The following is a 17700-nucleotide window of genomic DNA, read 5'->3' on the forward strand; positions in this document are numbered from 1 at the left end:
CTATCCAGTTAGTTGCTCTTCCTCACCGGTAGAATCATGCGCTTGAGGTGATTTGGTAATATCCGGATAATTGACCAATAGGGCATCCACAAGGTTATCCCATTTTGATGGATCGAACAAGCCATCATTGATTCGCTGTTGCTTGACATCGATTATGGTCGTGCCGAGAATTTTCCCCAGTTTATCATAGTCTTCATAACAATATTCCTCAAGCAATGGTATAATGTCGTCGCGAAGCACGCGACAGAATTTGGAAAAATCTTTCAACGGTTGTCCATTTTCGAGAAGGTAAGTGTGTCCAATCAAGAGGTTTCGTGCGTCAGGTCCTACATTATCAAGGATACTGCTATTTATTGCATCTAGCCATGCGCCAAGGGGTATACCATTTATTTGAGCATTGCCGAGTATATCGTAATCTGGCATTAGTTCCACGAACCCAAAGCGTCTCCGCAGGGCTGCGTCAAGCAATGAGATAGATTTGTCAGCGGTGTTCATAGTGCCAATGATAAACACGTTAGGTGGGACACGTAAGGCATTCCCACTTAATGGGAGTAATACAGGCTTATTCCTCTTGTCCTTCTCCATTATAGTCATCAATTCGCCAAAAATGCGGGGAGTATCACCCCGGTTGAATTCATCAATAATCAGGTAATAATTATGGATGCTACTGGCGGCTTCGGCACATAATTTCTTGAAGATTCCATCCTCTACATTAAAGACCATTTGGCCATTCTCTACCATGGAACGGTATCCTTCGATGAAGTCCTCATAACCAAATGATGGGTGGAATGTACACATCCTTACTAAGCCGCTTTTATTTTTGTCACCCTCGATCACCCGTTTCTCCTCTTCGGTAAGATCTTTAAAAGATTTATTGAATGCTGATCGGGATGCTAATTCCTTGGCAGCCTTCTCCGCCCAATATGTTTTTCCTGTGCCTGGAGGTCCATACAGAATGACCTGGCTTTTACGTTCTAACACAGACTGGATTCTACTTATGATACCTGTGAGTATTGGCAGAGGAGGTTGGGGTGCTACATAAGGTTTGTTAAGATATTTTTCAACAGTCATTAAAGTACCTTGACTGGTTATTTGATATACAGGCAAGTCAGTATCCTCTATACCCATCGCTTCCTCGTCGTTCAGGGAAAGCCATTCTACCGGTAGTTGATGGGATAGTTCATAGGATGGGACATAAGAATAATTCCCAATAACATTACCCGCTCCGAGAATATGATATCCAGATGTTATAAGCACTAAATCGCCCTCGTTAATCCTGTTAGCAAAGTAGAAGACCTGTTGTGCGGCTTTTGTAGATGCAGGTGGAGATAAAGAGTACTGTGACTCAATAGATTTTTTGATACTATCCAATCCTGATCGTGAATCAGGGGTTTGGGATATATCTCCAATATCAGACCAACTAATAGCTATACTGTTGTTACTCCGCATCCATTCCCATTGTTTTTTCCCCGGACCATCATCGTTGATACTTATCCTCCAGTAATTATATGGTCGCCCATATTTCAGCCTCAGGATTGTCGTTAAATAGATGATTGGCATACCTAGTTCTTTGGCCATGGCAACATATTTCCCGGCACAAATAAACCTTCCAACGCCCTCAGGCGGCATAACCAAAGCTTTTCTTAAATAAAACCTCTGATAATTAGCATTGTGGAAATCATCCAGCTTACTTGGATATAGTAGGCTAAGATATTTATGGCCCCAGGAGACCTGGCTAAAATAGGCGAAAGCAGGATCCATGCGCTTCACATTTAATAATTTTTTCTGGAGCTCCTCGTACTCCGCATCGCTAGCATTCTCTGGCAGATCGCCCATAAGTTTGGAACACTCTAAAAGCTCTTCACGCTGGCCCCTGGCGATCCTTATCGCCTCATCCTCGGTAATAATTTTTTGCTTTTGCGGCGATCCAGTAACCCAATCCCCTTTCCTGCTCTGATAAATATAGAATTTTAATGCGCTACCACCACCAATACTACCGAAAATATTTGTTTCGAACTCCTCGTCATTCTTGAATTCTAACCAGTATGCCAAGCTGTCACGGCTGTTCTTGCCATGCATGTACTCAAGGAGTGCTTTCCCATCTAAACTGGCAAGAACCTCGGGGTTGAATTTTTTACGAAAATTGCTAAGATTATTATTGATTGACGTTAGAGACTGTAAATCACCTTTTCTCACACTCTCTTCATAAAATTGTAGTAAATCAGTTTGCATTTTGCTATCTAATACCAAATACGTCACGCCCTTAACATAATAGGAATTATAGGTAGATGAATTATTCGCCAATTAATATACTCTTGCTATTGCATTATATGTAATTGAAATAAAATAAAAAAATGATGATTATCTAACATATTCTCGATATGCATCTGCAAAAACTGATTTAATCACTTCTCTATTACCCTCAAACATCCCTTCGTCGATGTTCAATCGTAGGACTGCTCTTTGTCTATCAATCCCTAATACATCTATGTTACTATTATTAAACTTACTTTTTAATACCTCTAAATCAGATGAACGGATATGGACTCTTAAGAACCTTCTCATAGGTATAAACGCTACAAAATTATTAGCCCTATTATTCTGCGTTAATCCAATGTAATAGACATTATATTTTAATGTCAAATTTTGATCAATTTCCTTTAATATTTCATAACATTGATCCACTAATTTCATTGAAGTTAACGAGCTTTTATCCTCCCAATAAGACCTATCAACAGGTTCGCCTTTTTCATTATCTTCTTCATCAGTACCTAAAGAAGCTTCATCTAATACTTTTGTAAAATTTAACGTTAATGTATTACCTATTTGAATAGCGTTTAATTGTAATGCTATAATTGGTATAGCTCCATTTAAAAGAGATATTACATTTAAAAATCTGGATGTTATATCTTCAGCCACAATTACTGCACAGTGATCGTAATCTCTGTATCTATTTTGCTCAATATCCCAATATTCAATGGCTCTAATTATGTGACTTTCATCGATTTTGCCAAGCATAAGCTCGACTTCATATCTTTTATTATTATCCGCATCTTCAAAGAGAAGGTCTAGCCTACCAGCTTTTGGTTGCATTCTCTCTTTATCTTTTAATATAAGTTCACCGAGGCCAAGGATTGATGGATCATTAGCAATAAGATCTCTTACCCAAAATTCATCAAATAATGGATTATCTTTAATTAGGATTTTCGAACCCTTTACATAAATTAAATTAGCATTTGCTAATTGAGACATAAAAAAGTTATCGATACGTAGATAATTAAAGATAATTAGATTTTATGGCAATATTTTATTTATTATCACAAATTTTAATCGATGGATAATTATATTATCATATTAAAATGCTCGAAGGAGTACTCGGACGACTCCATAACGAACATCCGAACCTACCACACAGAGATTAAGAGAGCGCAACTCGCCTATATCTCCTATTGAGATAACATGGTCGGCTACATCGAGTCCGCCGAAGCCAGGCATCCGGACAAAACTCTGCTGGATACTGCCAGCAGGAACAAGGAAGAGGCCAACGCCGATGTCGAGGGCCCCAGGAAAGTTATAAACCCGTCCTCCGTGGCCTCTGAGCCCTCCCTTTTTTAAAAAAACGCGTATGAGCCTGGGGCTCGTGCATAATAGATGAAAATTTCTCGAAATTGAAAATATCCTTTGATATCTCCTCTTTTCGAGAATCTTTCATAGGAAATCTCTGTGTAACTTAGTGAACTCCATGTCCCTGTGTGCTATGACACGCCACGAATGCATAGGGAAATGATGGAGAATATAGAAAAAAAATACAGAACATCAGAGACACTGTCATCATTTCCCTATGCATTTTTACATTAACGTCGCTCGCTATAACAATAGTTGATATATTTGTCTTATTTTTGTGGCACTTCGTGACTTACGTCATTCGTTCGTGTCTTAATAGCTGTGGACTTGGTGTTTTAATTCGCTTAATAGGGGCCTTTGAGTTTTCATGGTTTAATAGTGTTTACAGTGTCTTCACGATTTAGTGTTCGTAAAATCTAATAAAAAATTTTGGGTCTTCGTGTTACCAAACCGGGGGCTGTACGTGCATCGCAAACCATATACAGGCCAACTAGGTGCTTTAACTATAAAGCAGGAATATTATTTTCTATTTATCCAAAAAACAAAGAAACATTTTCGCATAATTGCCTATTATAAAATATATTCTCTATGATACATAGAAAAACTTATTAAGCACTTGAACAAATATATCCACTGTACCAATCACTTACTCGCTTACCCCCTCCTCAGGGTGGATGAGCCAATACTCACATAAAAAACAAACCAACTCAAAATAACCGAACGGTGCTATACCTCCTAAGAATAGAGTCGCCCGGGAACTGCCTCCGGGCGGCCTATCCCGGGGACTTTTTATTAACTTATGAAAATCCACATTACGATTTTTAAACTCCTTAATACAATATGCCAGAATAATTTGTTCTATCAGTAATCGAAAAAAAGTAAAAACTTACAATAAAAATCACAAATATAATAAATTCTATCCATTTAATCGAAAAATTTATTAAGCACTAGAACAAATATATCTTGTGTAGCAAACAATCTACACTCCATCCCCTGGCCGGGGAACTAACGGGGCATAAGCAGGCAAAACAAATCGATAGCTAATATAAAAGGTGTCATAATCGCCCACAATCGGGCAACTACTGATAAACGGCCTGTACGATCTTAATTCCTCGGCCAAACCCTTACGATCAAAATTTCACCTCAGAATTAAAAACGAAAGTGCATTATACCTCCTCTACTGTGGGCCGCTTACTGTACGTGGGTGGGCGGCCCAGAGTAGAATTTTATTTATCATATTTTACCAATTGCCAATATACTCCATGAGAACGTGCAATAGATAATATCCGGCAAATAAGTGTTAATAATTTATTTATTTGCACATAATAGACTAATTATTATGCTCTCTTTCGACGTCATCGTCATCGGCTCCGGCGCGGGATTTATCGTCGTCGATAACGCCCTGGCCAAAGGCAAGCGCGTCGCCCTCGTGGAAAAGGGCCCCCTCGGCGGCACCTGCCTCAACAACGGCTGCATCCCCTCGAAGATACTGATCACTCCCGCGGACATCATCCGCAGCTTCCAGGATGCAAAGGCAATAGGCGTCGAAGGGGAAGTTACTAAAGTAGACTTCCCGTCCATCCTCGGTCGTTTCCGGGCTCTCCAGGAGGACGAGCATAAGCACATGCTGGAAGAGATAAAAGCCTCCAAAAACCTCTCATTCTACCCGGTCGTGGGCGAATTTATCGGCGACTACACGCTCAAGGTCGGCGAAGAGACCATCATGGCCCCGAAGATCGTCATCGCCTCGGGCAGCAGGCCGGCGGTCCCTCCTATCCCGGGCCTAAAAGAAACAGGATACATCGATAACATCACCCTGCTAGATCTCAAAAAGCTCCCCGAAAGCCTTGCCATCATCGGCGCCGGCTACATCGGCTGCGAGTACGGCCACTTCTTCTCCGCCATGGGTACAAAAGTTACTCTCATCGGCCGCCCGCCGGTCGTCCTCGACAACGAGGACCCCGAGGTCAGCGCTGCGATCACGAAAGCCTTACCACGCTACATGGACCTCATGGTCGGCCACGAAGTGACGCGAGTAGAAAAAAGCGGCAACAAGAAGGCCGTCATCGCCCGCAGCATGAAAGACGGCAAAGAAGTCCGCATCGAGGCTGAGGAGGTCATGCTCGCCGGCGGCCGCCGCTCCAACTCCGACCTGCTCAAGCCCGAAAAATCCGGGGTCGCGACCGACAAAAAAGGCTTCATCATTGTCAACGAGCACCTGGAAACGAACAAGCCCGGCATTTACGCTTTCGGCGATGCCATCGGCCGCTACATGTTCCGCCACACGGCCAACTACGAGGCCGACGTCGTATCAATCAACCTGCTCTCCCTCTTAAAGACCGCCGTCGACTTTCATGCCGTGCCCAACGCGGTCTTCACGCACCCGCAGGCCGCCCACGTGGGCATGAAAGAGGCCGAAGCGGTGGCCGCAGGGAAGAAAATACTGGTCGGCCGTGCCAGATACACGGACACGGCCAAGGGCTATGCGCTCAACGCGCAGGACGGCTTTGTCAAAGTCGTTACCGAAGAGGGAACTGGGAAAATACTCGGCTGCTCCGTCGTGGGGGAGTTCGCGCCCGAGATCGTGCAGCAGGTCGTATGGCTCATGAACACCCGCGAACAGGATTACACGCCCGTTGTCCGGGGGCAGATCATCCACCCGGCGATCAGCGAGGTGCTGGGGAGGGCGTTCGGTAACCTGGAGCACCCTGAGCATCACCATAATACAAACTAATTTTATTTAAGATTGGGATTTGTAAATACAGCCATTTGGTTTCTTACCTCGAAAGCCAGTAGTACCATGCTTGCTCTTTTTAACTATTTCTCCTGTGTTCGACTCACGCCGGTCCTTCCGATTGATAACATTCGCCATGGCCTATCCGTGGTACCTGTGGGCGTTGATTTGTTCGGTCGGTATCACGAACCTCTCCAAAGGAATTAAACCACGAATCTTTTTTTAGATTTTTCTCACGAAGCCTCGAATGCTCTAGAACACCGTCAATGCCCGAACTCTCTAATCCACAGGGCAGTGCTCTAAGTCTCTAACGCGCTAACCCGAAACGAAGTCTCTAAGTCTCTAAAACACGTTTGAAACGCTAAACGTTGGAGCACGAACACTCTAAAAGCCCGGTCGTTCCCCAGTACTTTTGGGTATTAGTGGCGTTGGCGATTTAGCCGAGCCTTAGAGAGTTAGTGCTATGTCGTTTAGCGTTTCGAACGTGCATTCGAGCTTTTGAGCCTTCGTTTCGGGTTAGAGTCTTCGAGAATTCGAGCACTGCCCTGTGGATTAGAGAGTTCGTGCGTTGACGGTGAGTTCGATGCTCAGAGATTTAGTGAGTAAAAATTATAAAAGAAAATTAGTGGTTTAATTCCTTTGGAGAGGTTCGTGTTACTGACCAAACAAATCAGCGTCTAAGGGCAACATGGTAAATAATGGGCGGCAATCCTTTGAGAACAGTATTATTTGCCTAGCTTGGAGTCCTCGCTCCCCTTCTTTTTATCCTCGGGAGACTTCCTCTCCGCACTATCAAAAGACTCATCTTCCGACGTGTACGTCGACGACGACAGCACAACGGGACCCCTCAGATCACGCATCGGGGCAGTCGGCCCGCCCTCACGCTCCTCGCCCATCTCACTCTCACGATGGCTCTCGATACCCTCGTAAATATCCTTTCCAGGCTTCTTCGTCGAATAAACGTTCTTATCCACGTCCTTTTCTTCCGGCATATACACACCCCATGAACATCTCAAACGGCCCCAAAAAAATACTATGGCGGGCATAACACGGCAAAAATTACCCCACAACCACATGCTAATTAATCCGCTAAAAAATAACCTATTTTATAATAATATCATTCTTATTTATAGAATTTAATATAATCATGCGTATAAAATAGTACCCATTAGAGTTGGAACTATAGCAGGCTTACGATCTGGCGGGCAAGTCCGGGTGACTTAACCGTTACCATCAACGACGCTTACCATGCCACTCGTTCGCACGGCTACTATTGATAAACTCTTGGTCGGACAACTATGTGTGGCATCGTTGGATATGTTGGTAATGGTAACACAAGGGATATGCTCATTGATTCGCTCAGTATGCTCGAATACCGCGGCTACGATTCCGCCGGACTGGCACTGGCATGCCCGGACGCCATGAAGGTCATCAAGACCACCGAGATGATCTCAAAGCTCAAGGAGATCGTGCCCTCGTCCATTTATGCCTGTTCGGGCATCGGCCATACGAGGTGGGCGACACATGGAAAGCCCTCCGACGTGAACGCCCACCCGCACCAGGACTGTACCCATCGTATCGCCGTAGCCCATAACGGCATCATCGAGAACTACCAGGAGTTAAAGGAAAAGCTCATCCGTAACGGCCACCGCTTCGTATCCGAGACGGATACGGAGGTCATCGCCCACCTCATCGAGGAGCACTACGAGGGGGACACGATGGCCGCCATCCTTGAGACCGTGAGAAAGCTCACCGGCTCGTTCGCCCTGCTCATCGTGAACGAGGACGAGCCCGAAAAGCTCTTTGCGGTCAAGAAGGACAGCCCGCTCGTCATCGGCATCGGCGAAGGCCAGTACTTCGTCGCCTCGGACTCCACGGCCTTCGCGAAGCACACGAAACAGGTGCTCTACCTCAAGGACGGGGACATCGGCATCATCACAAAGTCAGGCGTCTATATCTCCGACTTCAACGGCATCAGGGTCGTCCGCACTCCCCAGGTCATGGAGTGGAATACGGAGGAGGCGGGCGTCTGCGGCTATGCCCACTACATGCTCAAGGAGATCCACGAGCAGCCTAAGTCGCTTAACGATGCGATGATCTCGAGAGTCGACGCCCTCAAGGGCACCATCGACCTGCCCGAGCTGGGCCTCACGAAGGAGCAGGTCAACCAGTTCAAGCGTATCATCATCGTAGCCTGCGGCACGTCATACCATGCCGGGCTCCTGGGTAAATATGCCATCGAGCGTTTGACGGACCTGCCGGTGAGCGTCGAGATCGGCTCGGAGTTCCGGTATGCGGCCCGGCGCCTGACGCAGGACGCGCTCATCATTGCCATATCCCAGTCGGGGGAGACCGCGGATACCATCGCCGCCGTTAAGGACGCGGTGCAAAAAGGCATCCATGTCATCGCCATCACCAACGTCTTCGGGAGCACCATCACGCGCGAGGCCCCCAGCACCATTTACATGCATGCCGGCCCGGAGATCGGCGTGGCGGCGACGAAGACGTTCACATCCCAGGTCATGATCCTGTACCTGCTCGCCCTCTACCTGAGCAAGCAGCGGGACACCGTGGCCCCGCAGGAGCTGAAGCAGATGATCGTCTCCCTGAAGAGCGTCCCCCAGAAAGTCCAGCAGGTCATGGAGCAGGAGTCGTACATCAAAGAGCTGTCAAAGCTGTTCTCGAATTCGGGCTCGTTCTTCTTCATCGGGCGGAACATGAACTACCCGGTAGCCCTGGAGGGCTCGCTCAAGATCAAGGAGATCGCCTACGTGTTCTCCGAAGGCTTCGCGGCGGGAGAGCTCAAGCACGGCCCCATCGCGCTAATTACGACCCAGGTCCCGGTCGTGGCCATCGCGACCCGCTCGCCGACATACGATAAGACGATCAGCAACATCAAGGAGATCATGGCCAGAGACGCCGTAGTCCTGGCCGTTGCCAGCGAGAGCGACGACAGCATCGGCCGGCTGACCAAGCTCGTGGTCCGGGTGCCGGACGCGTGCGAGTTCACTTCGCCCATACTCTCGTCGGTCGTACTACAGCTGCTCTCCTACTATACGGCATTGTACCGCGGATGCCCGATCGATAAGCCCAGGAACCTGGCGAAATCGGTCACTGTAGAATGATCTTTTCACCATATACCACATCCTATGGAGGTGATCTGTGAAGGAATTATGAGATCATTACAATGATTTACAGGCCAGAGCAGCTTTTGCTGCTCTTTTCTTTTTTTTTGACTCTTCCGCGGTTTTGGGATTAACATTTTTATCCTTTTCTCGTTATGCCTTCGTTGAGTGGTCCAACCACAGGGGCACAGAGCTCACGGAGTTTCACAGAGTTATTTTTTAATAATTTGAGGCCACGGAGAGCACAGAGCCCGGTTTATTGGCTTACCCGGGGCACAGAGTTTATTGGGGCACGGTTGACGAATAAACAATTACCACATGATTATTTGATAACAGTTTTCCACCTGGACCGGTTTATCATCAGCTATGCCTCCTTCAACTCTGTGCCCCAGGCATATTATAAACCCGTCCTCCGTGCCCTCTGAGTCTCCATCTATAAGAAATCTCTGTGAACTCTGCGCTCTCCGTGCCCCTGTGGTTGAGGACACTCAACGACCGCATAACGTAAAAGAGCATGGGGATCAGCTACAACAATTACGATCCCAAAAATGCACAAGAGCCTTTTTTTATTTACTATTTTTCTGCTGGCATAATTCATATAAGCTAACAGGTCTATTTATGTGGGAAGCTATGGCAGAGCTAAGGATACGTACCGCCCACCTGGAGCTTATTTCGGGCTCTTCTGAGATATTAAAGGCCGATATGGAAGGCAGAGAAGCCCTCTCGGCCGCGTTAGAGGCAAAGGTCATCGAGGGCTGGCCGCCGGAGATCTGGCGGGACGCTGTAGAAGAATTTTTTACCCGCGCCATGAAGCATCCCGGGCTCGCCGTGTGGCTCAACTGGTACTGGGTGCTCGTCGAGGATGGCGAGCGCACGCTTATCGGCTCGGGCGGGTTCACCGGAGCCCCCTTCAATGGCGAGGTCATGATCGGCTATTCTATGCTGGAGCCCTATCAGCGTAAGGGCTACGGCTCCGAGGCTGTCAGCGCTCTCGTAAACTGGGCCTTCGCGAATCCCGGCGTGCAGCGTATCGTGGCCGAGACGCACGGCAATAACCGGGCCTCCATACGCCTCCTGGAGAAGTGCGGCTTCGAGTATGCGGGCAGGGGCTTCGAGAACGGCACGATAAGGTACTCGATAATGAGAGAAAAATGGTTGCTGTCTAAAAAATAGTCCTACTCCTTTACATATACGCCCTGGTTTAGCGGGCCCATATAAAAAGGCTTGACCCTCTCAAAGGATACTTCTTTTAATCCCGAATTTTGCATTACCTTGTGCAGGTCAGCCCTGGTTATGCCATGCCCGCTGCGGCCGTTCAGCTCCGGGTCACGGATGAACATCCGCCCTCCCTTTTTCACTTTAGAGGCCAGCGAATCTACGACTTTCTGCCTCTCTTCCTCGTCCACGTCGTGGATGACGAAGCTTGCGACGACGACGTCGAAGGCGCCGTCCGGGATAGGCAACTCCGTGATCCTGCCCTGGTGGAAGCTCACGTTCGGGTATTTAGCCATCATCTTTTTTACCTCGCCGATCCAGACCCTGGAAAGGTCCACGATCGTAAGGCTGCCGCGGGGCAATGACCCGGCGATATATTTCGACATCTTGCCGGACCCCGGGCCGAACTCCAGCACGTTCTCCCCGCCCATCAGGCCCATGTCCGCCACGTATCTCTTATAGAAAGGGCCTTCGATGATCGTCATTATCAGCCTGGTAAGGGCGACTTCCAGGCGTGATGGCTCATGGAACGACATGATTTCCTGAATTAGCATGTCGCCTGTTAACATTTTTGGTACGGGACAACTTTTAATAAATATAAAGATTAAAATAATTACTATGGTCATTTCTCAACAGCAAGGCCCCCAATGGGTCTTCGCCATGGAAGATAAGAAGCTCAAGGAGAACTCCATGGCCGCCACTTTCCCGAAAGGGCTGCCAGTGCTCCTTATAAAAAAAGAGGGGCGGATCTACGCCCTCTCGAATAAGTGCGCACACATGGCCTGTGCGCTGTCCGGCGGCTCGCTCTTCGGCTTCATGCTCAAATGCCCGTGCCACGACTGGCTTTACGACATTAGGACGGGCCAGTTCTTTAATGCTCCTGAAATCAGGCTCCCGGTCTTTGAATCAAAAATTGAGGAAGGCAAGATCTTCATCAACGTGGGAGGCCAGCCCTGATGCCCAGAGTGTCCATGTATACCCTTAGTACCTGCCCCTGGTGCCGGAAGACCAAGCAGTTCTTCAGGGACCGGCAGATACCCTTCGACTTCGTCGACTACGACCTGGCCGACACCGACGAGCAGGACCGCATTGTGGCCGACATGCGAAAGCACACCAGCGACATATCGTTCCCGTATGTCGTCATCGGCGACAGGGTCATCCAGGGCTACGATCCCGATAAATACGAGCAGATACTGAAGGAGGCTGGAGGCAAATGACCGCGGACCTTGAAACACGAAAGAACGCACTGCGCCACTTCTTCGAGCCCATCGTGGATAAGCTGGGCTACAAGTTCACGCCCGATGAGGAGATGGTGGAGTTCCTGTTAGAGCAGGAGGTAAAGCTCGAGGACAGGTGGGGCATCCCGTACTGTCCCTGCCAGGCTCTCCTGCGCATCCGCCAGGAGGACATGAAGATCGTCTGCCCCTGCATTCCTTTTCATCGCAAGCACTTTGACGCCTTGAAGCGGTGCTGGTGCGGGCTCTACGTCCATAAGGACGTCACCGACCCGAACAGCCTGAAGCAGATACCGCTTTCCGAGCTGGAGGGGGATAAGCAATGATCGAGATCGCTAAGGTCGGGGACGTGCTGCCCGGCGGCATGATGTTCGTAAAAGCGGGGGAGAGGGAGCTTTGCCTGTGTAACGTGAACGGCGAATACTACGCCGTCTCCCGCCGGTGCGGCCACATGAACGCCCCGCTGAACATGGGCACGCTGGACGGGTACATACTGACGTGCGGCCTGCACAACATCTCCTTCGACGTGCGCACGGGGAAGTCACTGTGCCCTATGGTGCCCCACTATATGCCAGGGGCTCCAATACAGTCGTCCACCGTCGATAATTACATGGGCTGGGTCGAAGATTTAATAAAGCACACTACGATCTGTGACATAAAGACCTATAAGGCGATCGTCGAGGGCGACTCCATAAAGGTGGACATCTGACCCACTATGTCTTAAGTCCAGAGCCCGTGAGCGGCAGGACGACTTTCCGCATATTGTTGATGCCGTTCTTGAAGTGCCGCCGGGCGCCGGCGACGACGACGGCCGAAGTATCCTCAACGTAAATGCCCATGTGCCGGAGCGTTTCATTAGCAGCCCGTATCTCGTCGTCCGATACGGTCATGACGCTGCCACCGCTCTCCCTTATGGCCGAGGCCATCTCTTCAAGCCTGGGCGGATGGGCGATGGCGATCCCCTCTGCGATGGTCGGCTTTGGCTCTGCGTCAGGCAGGTCGTAGAACTTGTTGTAAAGGGGGCAGCAGTTCTCGCTTTGCACGGCGATCAGCCTCGGTAAAAATCCCAGTTCCTTAAAGCCGATGTAGGCGCCGATGAGCATGGTGCCGTTGCCCGCGGGCACGAAAACGGTATCCGGGAAGCCCATCTGCACGTAGGTCTCATAGGCCATGGACTTGGTGCCCTCGAAGAACAGGGGGTTATAAACATGAGAGGCGTAGTACGTTTTTCCCGCCGCCTCCTGCGCTGCTTTCGCAGCGTTCTCCCTGGGCCCCGGGACCTTCACGATGTCGGCGCCGTAGGCGCTGATCTGCTTCAGCTTGGCCGCGGGCGTACTTTCCGGGACATAGATATGGCACTTGATCCCGGCCGCGGCACAATAGGCCGCGATAGAGGCCCCGGCGTTACCGGAAGAATCCTCGACCACCTCGCCAATGCCCATCTCTTTCAGCTTATTGACGAGCACCACGGAGCCCCGGTCCTTGAACGAGCCCGTGGGCATCTGGTGGTCCATTTTAAAATAGACTCGGGCGCCGTAGATCTCCTTCCTCAGGAGCGGCGTGTTCGTCTCTCCCAGCGATACGGGCAGGTCGACGCTTTCTTTCCCTTCCTTCCGGAGCGTAAATAGGCCGCCGCAGCTGCATTTATAGGCGAGGCCGTCGATCGGATAGCTTTTACCGCACCGCCCGCAGGAAAAACGCATATCTCCTTCATGATACGGCAAAGGGTATAAAATTTTTTACCGGCGAGCGCCCGTGAAAAGAGCGTTCAGGAACTATGAGGAAATATATAGCGTATCGGCGGGTATATTGAGCCTGTCCCGGGGATAACGGGTTGCCTGATAAGGTGAAAAAATGTTCAAGGATTTCCTCTCAATATTCATGTCCAGATTTCCCGACCGTTTCGCGTGTCTCGTCATCATCGTCAGCATCTTCTGCACGGGTTCCCTGGCCTATGAGACCGTCGGCCTGCCCATTCAGACTGCCGACGCCACGGTCACCGGCAGCGAGGGCGCGACGTCATCCGCAATAAGCTGGGTCAACATGCAAAAGTGCTTCGGCGACCGCATCAAGCCCGAAACAATAGTCACGGACGTTCATAACACAGGGAATAACGATTACAGCATAACGATATACTTCGAGTCGCTAAAATATAAGGTCGAGCCGGGAACGGGCTGCCTGCACCATGTGCCCGTCAACCACACGGTAGATATGCTCGTATCTCAGGGCAAGGTCATAACAGCCTGCGAGAACGGCCGGGATCTGATAAATGACCAGGCCTACGGCCCCGTCTTCGACATCAGCCTCGAGTATCAGTAGCTCATTTTAACGGCGCCTGTGGCGGCACCACCGTCGCAGTCGGCCCCTGCACGACTTTCACCGGGCACGGTACATAAGCAGTATATGGCACACGATAATAATGCCGGCCGGGCATGCAGCAGCAACAGCATCCCGAGACCAGCAGCGCGGCAGCGATAACGATAACGATCAAGGCCAGCTTCAGCTTCAACACTCATCCCCGGTAAACTCTAGAACGGGCATTTACATAACCATATGTCGTGGATAATAGGGCCCTGCATGCAAACCATATTAAACACGGCCGGGAACCACTATCCTTATAATTAAGCACTTTCCTATAATTATCCACTAAAAGGTAAGGGGACCATGGATGCAGCCAGAATCAATACTCAATCCCGAGTGGAAGCGCGGGGTCAACGGTAAGGTCTCCGCACTCTATATGACGCCGGACGCGTCGTTCGTCGCGGCGGGCTCCGGGGACCACGACGTTTATCTGATGAACTTCAGCGGCAAGCTCCTGTGGGCGAGCACCACCGGGGATGACGTGCAGTCCGTGAAAGTGTCCGACGACGGGGGCTTCGTTGCCTCCTACTCGAAGGACAACACGGTCTCGTTCTTCAACAAGCGGGGCAACGAGGTGTGGGCGAGCCGATTCAGCCGGCGCGTCAACACGATCGACATGTCGCCCGACGGCTCTCTCGTCGTCGCGGGCTCCGAGGACGGGCTGGTGAAAGCGTTCGACCAGCGGGGTAACGTCCTGTGGACGAAGGAGTGCCAGCGCCCGGTCAACTCAGTCTCTATTTCGGGCAGCGGCAGCCTCGTCATGGCCGGGGCCAACACGAATAAGGCCTACATGCTCACGCGCGACGGCCGCCTTCGCTGGGAGTTCCAGGCGCAGTCGCCCGTCGTGTTCGTCTACACGTCCGTCGACGGGGAGATCAGCTATGCGCTGGAGTCTAATAATAACGAGTTCCACCAGATCAGTGACCGGGGAGGAGAGCTTTCGAGCAACACCTACTCGCAGCGGGTCCTGGACATCTCCGTCACCGACGACGGCCGCTACGTGGCTATCGCTTTCTCTAACGGCTTTGTTTATTATACGGAGAAGAACGGGCACCTGCTCTGGAGGCAGTCCGTTCCCGGCCCCATCACGAGCGTGAAGGTATCGCCAGACGGCAGCCTCGTATTCGTTACGACCGTCGAGAAGGCCGTGTATATCCTGAACAAGAAAGGCTCGACCCTGCTGAATTATCGCTTTGACGGGCCGGCCGAGTGCTCGGCGAGCAGCGCGGAGGGCGACTACCTCGCCGTGGGCGCGCTCGACACCGTGTTCATGTTCGCGCTCCCGAAGTACCTGGAGTACGTGGTCCGGGAGCAGGTGAAGATCTCTAAGATGATCAAGGCCGACGAGGACAAGCGCTACCGGCCTGAGGCCAGCCAGGCGGCCTATCCCGGCGCCCCCAACGGCGGCGTGAATACCTGCCGTAAGTGCGGCGCTCCCATACTGTCGGGCCGGACGCTGTGTAATTATTGCGAGATGATGCAGCGTCGTACTGGCTCTCCGTGATGGGGTAAATGTGGCAGGCATTCTGGAGCGGTCTCAAGAGCTTCGGATCGAGGGCCTTGAGACGCCGCGTTTATTTTATCTGGTTTTAAAAGAGCCTGCGCCCCTCGCGGGCATGTCGTACCCGGCCATGCGTATGCCGTGGCGGCGGCTGTATGACCTCGGGTTCCACCATGTGGTCTGCCTCTGCTGCGAACGTGTGGATTATAATCCTGCTCCGCTACGCATGCTCTGTAAGGTCGAGATGGAGGACCTGCACCATGGCAATGAACCGCTGTACCCGGCCATGAACGAGAGGCTTGTCCGCGATGCCGTTTCTGCGATTAATGCCTGTATGGATAAAGGCGAGGGCGTGGCCGTCCATTGTGTTGGCGGCACCGGCCGCACTGGCACCGTCATCGGCTGCGTGCTACGCTCCCGCGGGTATTCCGCTGACGAGGTTATTGCATACCTTGATTATGTCAATAAGCAGCGGGGCCGGAGAGGCTGGCCCGAGGCGCCCTGGCAGACCGAGATGGTGCGCCATTTTGATACTGTCCCCAATCGTCAATAATTTTTACGTTTTCTATATTCCCATCATTTTTCCGTATACCGTCGTTGAGTGTCCTTAACCACAGGGACACCGAGTGCATGGAGTTACACAGAGATTTTTTTATAATTTGAGGCACAGAGGACTCAGAGCCCGTTTATTGGCTTTCCCGGGGCACAGAGTTAATGGAGGCTCGGTTGACCAATAAACAATTGATGAGTGATCGCCGATCGATGAATGCGTGAATTGGTTTATCCTTAACGGTGGCTCGTTAGACTCTGTGCCTCAGGGAAGTATAAACCCGTACTCCGTGCCCTCTGAGCCTCCCTTATAAAAAATCTCCGTGAAGCTCTGCGCTCTCCGTGCCCCTGTGGTTGGACCACTCAAAGACGGCATAACTGGAAAGGAGCAAGTCAGTATAACTGCCGAAATTACGAATTAACCGAAAAACATGGTACAGACGCTAGTTCTAATCATCGAACGTCTTCTGCCGGCCCATCCTTCGCTTGTTCTCGTGGCGTGGCCTGAATAATTTTTCAAAGCCCTGCATGGGTATGACGATGCCGTTGCTGCGGAAAAAGACCGAGTTGATGAACCACGTTCTCATGAAATCGTAGAGCGTTCGGTCATCCACTTCGCCGAGGCCGCTTTCCCTGAGGACGGAGTTGCTGAGCGGGGGCGTGCGGGCCACGTATTCGCTCTCTTTTAGCTTTGTGAACCCTTCGCCGCTTTCCTGGTAGATGCCCACGTACGATGGGAGCCATTTCGGCACCTTCTGTTCACTACCTAAAACCAGCCACACGTAGTCGGCGAACATGGCGTAATGCGGGAGCTGCTCTAAAAATCGATTAACATTATCGTGATCACTTTTGAACTCGAACAGGTGGAGGCCCTGCCTGAGCCCGTAACCTGCCAGAAACCCGCTCTCCCACTTTAGCCGCTCTTCCAGGTAGGCACATTCCTCGTCGCGGCAGGCGATGACATGGCGCACGACATCCTTGCTCCCGATAAGCATGTTGAAGTCCTTTTCCGATAGCAGGATGTCCTTCTCGATATCCCGGAAGCCCTGGAGCAGGCATTGCTCGTCGTAGACGGGCTCAAAATTTCTCAGAAAAGCCCGCTTCTTCTCGGAGCAGGTGCCGTCCAGCTGGTAGCGGTTGCAGGCCCGGACGGCGCTGAGCTTCTTGCTCTCAACCAGCCCCTCGATGGCCGAGTCCTCGGGCACGTAGGCGGCGATGTCGAACATGCCGAAGCGGGCCTCCTCTAGTACGTAGGGCGTCTCCTGTAAAATGATAGCCGCGAACCGGCGCTTCAAAATGTCCTCGACGGTCATCGATATCAAATAAAAGTAGCGGAGGTAAGGTTCATAAACCTTC

18 protein-coding genes are annotated in these 17700 nt (G+C 50.5%); 11 read left to right on the forward strand and 7 right to left on the reverse strand.

Annotated features, from left to right (window positions below):
* Window positions 1–2250: an McrB family protein gene (locus MCP_RS04965; protein WP_012899719.1), complete on the reverse strand. Its 2250-nt coding sequence runs from the start codon at window positions 2248–2250 to the stop codon at window positions 1–3.
* A 111-nt stretch (window positions 2251–2361) separates the two neighbouring features.
* Window positions 2362–3252, reverse strand: coding sequence for a hypothetical protein (locus MCP_RS04970; RefSeq protein WP_012899720.1), 891 nt, complete (start codon window positions 3250–3252; stop codon window positions 2362–2364).
* Window positions 3253–3459: 207 nt separating this feature from the next.
* On the opposite strand from MCP_RS04970, the gene MCP_RS15630 reads away from it, so the two are divergent.
* Both MCP_RS15630 and MCP_RS04975 read left to right on the forward strand, forming a co-directional pair.
* Window positions 3460–3615, forward strand: a complete 156-nt coding sequence (locus MCP_RS15630; protein WP_158301444.1) for a hypothetical protein — start codon at window positions 3460–3462, stop codon at window positions 3613–3615.
* A gap of 1348 nt (window positions 3616–4963) precedes the next feature.
* Complete coding sequence (locus MCP_RS04975) at window positions 4964–6358, forward strand: dihydrolipoyl dehydrogenase (RefSeq protein ID WP_012899721.1); 1395 nt, start codon at window positions 4964–4966, stop codon at window positions 6356–6358.
* A gap of 725 nt (window positions 6359–7083) precedes the next feature.
* On the opposite strand, the gene MCP_RS04980 is transcribed toward MCP_RS04975, so the two are convergent.
* Entirely contained in the window at window positions 7084–7350 is a 267-nt protein-coding gene (locus MCP_RS04980; RefSeq protein ID WP_128567045.1) for a hypothetical protein, read from the reverse strand.
* 306 nt (window positions 7351–7656) lie between these two features.
* Between MCP_RS04980 and glmS the strand changes: the two genes are divergently transcribed.
* Window positions 7657–9483, forward strand: a complete 1827-nt coding sequence (gene glmS, locus MCP_RS04985) for a glutamine--fructose-6-phosphate transaminase (isomerizing) (protein WP_012899723.1) — start codon at window positions 7657–7659, stop codon at window positions 9481–9483.
* Between the two features lie 630 nt (window positions 9484–10113).
* Window positions 10114–10656, forward strand: a complete 543-nt coding sequence (locus MCP_RS04990) for a GNAT family N-acetyltransferase (RefSeq protein WP_012899724.1) — start codon at window positions 10114–10116, stop codon at window positions 10654–10656.
* Window positions 10657–10658: 2 nt separating this feature from the next.
* Here the strand turns inward: MCP_RS04990 and MCP_RS04995 are convergent, their stop codons facing one another.
* Window positions 10659–11234, reverse strand: a complete 576-nt coding sequence (locus MCP_RS04995; RefSeq protein WP_158301445.1) for a class I SAM-dependent methyltransferase — start codon at window positions 11232–11234, stop codon at window positions 10659–10661.
* A gap of 82 nt (window positions 11235–11316) precedes the next feature.
* On the opposite strand from MCP_RS04995, the gene MCP_RS05000 reads away from it, so the two are divergent.
* From MCP_RS05000 to MCP_RS05015, 4 genes are read left to right on the forward strand one after another with little or no spacing between them, the layout of a single operon-like run.
* The gene (locus MCP_RS05000; RefSeq protein ID WP_231845167.1) at window positions 11317–11655 is read left to right on the forward strand and encodes a Rieske (2Fe-2S) protein; all 339 of its coding nucleotides are present in this window, start codon (window positions 11317–11319) and stop codon (window positions 11653–11655) included.
* Window positions 11655–11915 (forward strand): glutaredoxin family protein, encoded by a 261-nt coding sequence (locus MCP_RS05005; RefSeq protein ID WP_012899727.1) that lies wholly within the window; start codon window positions 11655–11657, stop codon window positions 11913–11915. The genes MCP_RS05000 and MCP_RS05005 overlap by 1 nt, the downstream gene beginning before the upstream one ends.
* Window positions 11912–12259 (forward strand): ferredoxin-thioredoxin reductase catalytic domain-containing protein, encoded by a 348-nt coding sequence (locus MCP_RS05010; protein ID WP_012899728.1) that lies wholly within the window; start codon window positions 11912–11914, stop codon window positions 12257–12259. The genes MCP_RS05005 and MCP_RS05010 overlap by 4 nt, the downstream gene beginning before the upstream one ends.
* Window positions 12256–12642 (forward strand): Rieske (2Fe-2S) protein, encoded by a 387-nt coding sequence (locus MCP_RS05015; protein WP_012899729.1) that lies wholly within the window; start codon window positions 12256–12258, stop codon window positions 12640–12642. Before MCP_RS05010 ends, MCP_RS05015 begins: the two co-directional genes overlap by 4 nt.
* A gap of 4 nt (window positions 12643–12646) precedes the next feature.
* Here MCP_RS05015 and MCP_RS05020 read toward each other — a convergent pair whose 3' ends face one another.
* On the reverse strand, window positions 12647–13636 hold the full coding sequence (locus MCP_RS05020) for a pyridoxal-phosphate dependent enzyme (RefSeq protein WP_012899730.1): 990 nt from the start codon (window positions 13634–13636) through the stop codon (window positions 12647–12649).
* Window positions 13637–13787: 151 nt separating this feature from the next.
* On the opposite strand from MCP_RS05020, the gene MCP_RS05025 reads away from it, so the two are divergent.
* Window positions 13788–14252: a hypothetical protein gene (locus MCP_RS05025; RefSeq protein ID WP_012899731.1), complete on the forward strand. Its 465-nt coding sequence runs from the start codon at window positions 13788–13790 to the stop codon at window positions 14250–14252.
* Between the two features lies 1 nt (window position 14253).
* Here the strand turns inward: MCP_RS05025 and MCP_RS15335 are convergent, their stop codons facing one another.
* On the reverse strand, window positions 14254–14442 hold the full coding sequence (locus tag MCP_RS15335) for a hypothetical protein (RefSeq protein WP_128859942.1): 189 nt from the start codon (window positions 14440–14442) through the stop codon (window positions 14254–14256).
* A gap of 159 nt (window positions 14443–14601) precedes the next feature.
* Between MCP_RS15335 and MCP_RS05030 the strand changes: the two genes are divergently transcribed.
* Window positions 14602–15798 (forward strand): WD40 repeat domain-containing protein, encoded by a 1197-nt coding sequence (locus MCP_RS05030; protein WP_012899733.1) that lies wholly within the window; start codon window positions 14602–14604, stop codon window positions 15796–15798.
* 10 nt (window positions 15799–15808) lie between these two features.
* Window positions 15809–16348, forward strand: coding sequence for a protein-tyrosine phosphatase family protein (locus tag MCP_RS05035; RefSeq protein WP_012899734.1), 540 nt, complete (start codon window positions 15809–15811; stop codon window positions 16346–16348).
* A gap of 445 nt (window positions 16349–16793) precedes the next feature.
* Here the strand turns inward: MCP_RS05035 and MCP_RS05040 are convergent, their stop codons facing one another.
* Window positions 16794–17657 carry a hypothetical protein gene (locus MCP_RS05040; RefSeq protein WP_012899735.1) on the reverse strand — a complete coding sequence of 288 codons (864 nt, stop codon included), beginning with the start codon at window positions 17655–17657 and terminating at the stop codon, window positions 16794–16796.
* Window positions 17658–17700: the final 43 nt, after the last annotated feature.

The organism is Methanocella paludicola SANAE, from assembly GCF_000011005.1.
Taxonomy (GTDB): domain Archaea; phylum Halobacteriota; class Methanocellia; order Methanocellales; family Methanocellaceae; genus Methanocella; species Methanocella paludicola.